The organism is Streptomyces sp. NPDC001508, assembly GCF_040298665.1.
In the GTDB taxonomy this organism is placed as follows: Bacteria; Actinomycetota; Actinomycetes; order Streptomycetales; family Streptomycetaceae; genus Streptomyces.
The window spans coordinates 1-3,318 of sequence record NZ_JBEPAP010000084.1 but is presented as its reverse complement, the minus strand read 5'-3'; the positions used below and the strand labels follow the sequence as shown (position 1 = coordinate 3,318).

The following is a 3,318-nucleotide window of genomic DNA, read 5'->3' as shown; positions in this document are numbered from 1 at the left end:
GCACCGCCCCGGGTATCACTCCGGGTTCGGCTCAGGGGGCGGATGCGGGCTCGGGCACTGCTCCGGGCTCGGGCGCTGCTCTCCCCGATCGTGTGGCGACGGCCATGGGCGCCGGCGGGGCTCCCGGCTCGGGTTCCGGTCGTCCGGATCCGGGTTCGGCTCCCAGTAGCGGTGCCGGCACCGGGTTCGATCGCGGGGCGGCCGCGGCCATGTCCGGCGGCGGTGCTCAGGGTGGTTCGTCGGCTGCTCCGCAGCCTGCGGTCGGGTCTGGCTCGGCTCCGGCGGGTGGTTCCGGCGCATTCAGCCCCTCCAGCTCCGGTGCTCAGAGTGGTTCGTCGGCTGCTCCGCAGCCTGCGGTCGGGGCGGGCCTGCTGGATCCGACCTTTGCGAACAACTCGGCTCTGGCCGGTGGTTCCAGCGCACCCACCCCGAGCCCCGGTGCCTGGAGCGCGGGTACCAGTCCGGGTAACACCAGCTCGCTGAACTTCAGTGGTACCGCTGGCAGTTTCGGTACCCCTGGAGGCTCCGGTGCCGCCAAATCCGGTGCGTGGAGTACCGGTGCCGGTGACACAGGCTTCCTCAACGGAGGCATCAACCCCGGCAACACCAGCCCCAGCCTCATCGGTGGCGGCTACAGCACGGTCAACCCCGGTGCCTTCGGCGGTGGCTTCGGCTCCGGCAACACCGGTGGTTCCTTCGGTAGCAGTAACGGCTCCGGCATCGGAAGCAGCCCCGGCGGAGGCAGCCCGGGCAGTTCCGGCAGCTTCGGCGGCGGGGGCGGCTTCGGCGGTCCCGCCGGAGGCTCCGGCGTGGGTGGCTGCGGCTCCTGCTCCTAGGCCCTGGCCCACAGGCCTCTAGGCTCCGGCCTCCAGGCCACCAGGCTCCGGCCTCCGGTTCGGCCCGGTCACCCCCGCGGTGACCGGGCCGAACCTCTACAGGGGTTTAGTCGATCTTCTCCCCGTTGTGCGTACCGCCCTTGCAGGTGTTGTCCGACAGATCGGCCGTTCCGCCGCCCTGCTTGCACTCAGAAGGGGTGACGTAGGAGTGGGCACCCTTTGCGGTGGCGGTAGCGGCGCCTGTGAGGCCGAGTCCGGCGAGGGCTGCCGTGGCGATGACGGCGGCGAGGATTCGTCGAATGCGCATTTGGTTCCCCTTTCAGGGATTGCCTCCATTAGGGCACTAGTCAGTGTGACCTTCACCCATGTGGGTGGCACGCCACGTTGCGCCATTCGGGTGACATTGCTGGCGGATGCGGGGTCGGTGACGCGACCCGTCAGACAGGCCCCAGGGCTAGCTTCGGGAGAAGGCATGGGACCGACCACACCTCTGACACCACTGGCCACGGCCCCGCTCCTGCTTCGGCAGGGGCGGGGCCGCTTTCGTGCGCGCAGGGGCGGTCATGCCTCTGGCGGGCGGTCGTAGGCGGCGAGCGTCGCCTTCGCCGTTGACGCGTCCTGGAAGACCAGCTCCCACGGCCCGGTGTTCACGTCGAACTCCTTGCCAAAGCCCACCCACTTACCGGTCATCCGACGCCCGGTCGGCTCGACGAGCAACTGGATCGCGCCGTGGTAGCGGGCGCCCCGGTAATAGCCCTCGCTCGCGGTCTGCTCGGTCCACGTGCCGGTGGCCACGTGCCCGTCAATCTCCAGGTCCATCGTCAGCGGCGAATTGGGGTTCGACGAGCCGTTCGGCAGGGAGCGGGCGGTGAGCCGACTGCCGTGTTGCAGGAGCACGACGTGATGCAAGCCGGTGAACGCGGCGTCCCGCCCGGAGCTGAAGTATTCGTACCGCGACAGCCACACCCCGGAGTAGTTGCGGTGGGCGGCCTGGGGTTCGGGCTGCGGTGTCGTGCTCACCGCGGGGGCGACGGTCCCCGGGGCGGGCTCCATATCGTGGCCCCCGTGGCCGTCCTCGGAGATGCGGGCCATGGGCACAGGGATGGTGAAGCCCAGTGCCTCTATGGGCAGCCCAGTGACGGCCTCCAGGGCGCGGGCGTAGATGGGGCGGGGCGACGTGGTGATGCCGGATTCCCAGCGCTGTACCAGGCGCTTGTTGGCATCGTTGGGCTGTCCGGCGCGGGTGCCGGCGTCGCGGATGGCTCGGGCGAAGTCGTCCTGTGACATGAGCAGGCCCATGCGGGCTGCTCGCAGTGCGCTGTTCGGTGTGGCCATAGGGTTCACGGTAGACCTCTCACGATCCGAATGACACCGAAATGACACCCTGAGTGTCGTCGGTTTGACGCCTACACTGACGCCGCGCAACTCACTGTGACCGGAGCACCTTGAATCCGTGACCGACACAGGCAGCGAGACCACGCCTCCCGGCATCACTGTCAGCGTCTACCGGATCAATCCCGAGACGCTGCAGCGCACGCCCGTGCACACACGGACCCTCGCGCCCCTCGACGTGCCCGTCTTCAACCTGGAGTTCCCACCGTGCGAGTGCCCGCGCTGCCGCACCGCAGGAGCGTCACGGTGAGCCCGATGTGGGACGACCGCGAGGAACGCGACTCCGGTACCTGCTGCGCCTGCGGCATCCACACCGACGACGGCATAGTCCGCTGGCTGCCCCGCAGCAGCGGTCCCGACGTCCGCCTGATCGTTCACGCCAGGAGCGAGGACTGCACGCCCCGCGAGTCCACCCCCGCCTCTCCGGCCAGCCCGCCACCACGCCAGCCCCTGAAGACCCCTTCCGCCACGGCGCGGGACGCCCGGCGCTCTCGATCGAGGGCGCTCGTCCACAACTGGAGGACAACGTGACCGTAGCGTTAGAACGTCCCGCCGCGACCCGCACCCGGGACCCGCAGGAACTCCTCAACGCGGTCGCCCCGCACATCACCGAGCTGACCGTCAACATCTTCGACAGCGGCATGAGCATCTGGGACCGCGAGGTCGCACTGCTCCTGCGCGACCACACCATGGTCCGCGACATGGCCGAACGGATCCTCGGCAACGCCGTCATGTACGTCATGGGCTCCATCGAGAACCCTGACGTGCACCTCGGCGTCGGCAAGCTCGTCGACATCGGCGTCCACCAGCTCATCCTCGACACGCCCGTCTGGTGGGGCATCTGCCGTCTCTACAACGGCGGCCGGTTCAAGCACCACGCCCCGTTCATCCAGCGCCGCAGCGACGGCCTGTGCCTGCGCACCGGCGACTTCCTGAAGAGCCAGGGCTGGGCGATCGACGAGGAACTGTGGGCCATCGACGGCGCGGAATGCTCACCGTGCGACGACAAGGTCCCCGACAGCCACTGACCCCGCTACAGTCGCCCCCGCCCTCACAGCTCCCCGAGGGCGGGGCTCCCGCATCCTGACGA

The 3,318-nt window shown here is 69.4% G+C and carries 5 protein-coding genes; 3 read left to right on the top strand and 2 right to left on the bottom strand.

Features of this window, described 5'->3' with window-relative positions:
- Window positions 1-942 precede the first annotated feature (942 nt).
- Window positions 943-1,143: a hypothetical protein gene (locus ABT245_RS41460; RefSeq protein ID WP_351744980.1), complete on the bottom strand. Its 201-nt coding sequence runs from the start codon at window positions 1,141-1,143 to the stop codon at window positions 943-945.
- A gap of 254 nt (window positions 1,144-1,397) precedes the next feature.
- Window positions 1,398-2,171: a helix-turn-helix domain-containing protein gene (locus ABT245_RS41455; protein ID WP_351744978.1), complete on the bottom strand. Its 774-nt coding sequence runs from the start codon at window positions 2,169-2,171 to the stop codon at window positions 1,398-1,400.
- A gap of 118 nt (window positions 2,172-2,289) precedes the next feature.
- Here ABT245_RS41455 and ABT245_RS41450 point away from each other — a divergent pair, with 118 nt between their 5' ends.
- From ABT245_RS41450 to ABT245_RS41440, 3 genes are read left to right on the top strand one after another with little or no spacing between them, the layout of a single operon-like run.
- Window positions 2,290-2,478: a hypothetical protein gene (locus ABT245_RS41450; RefSeq protein WP_351744976.1), complete on the top strand. Its 189-nt coding sequence runs from the start codon at window positions 2,290-2,292 to the stop codon at window positions 2,476-2,478.
- The gene (locus tag ABT245_RS41445; RefSeq protein WP_351744973.1) at window positions 2,475-2,759 is read left to right on the top strand and encodes a hypothetical protein; all 285 of its coding nucleotides are present in this window, start codon (window positions 2,475-2,477) and stop codon (window positions 2,757-2,759) included. The genes ABT245_RS41450 and ABT245_RS41445 overlap by 4 nt, the downstream gene beginning before the upstream one ends.
- Entirely contained in the window at window positions 2,756-3,256 is a 501-nt protein-coding gene (locus tag ABT245_RS41440; protein WP_351744971.1) for a glycine-rich domain-containing protein, read from the top strand. Before ABT245_RS41445 ends, ABT245_RS41440 begins: the two co-directional genes overlap by 4 nt.
- Window positions 3,257-3,318 lie beyond the last annotated feature (62 nt).

Coding starts and splice junctions, on each gene's coding strand:
- ABT245_RS41460 (WP_351744980.1), bottom strand. CDS start 1,143: ATGCGCATTCGACGAATCCTCGCCGCCGTCATCGCCACGGCAGCCCTC.
- ABT245_RS41455 (WP_351744978.1), bottom strand. CDS start 2,171: ATGGCCACACCGAACAGCGCACTGCGAGCAGCCCGCATGGGCCTGCTC.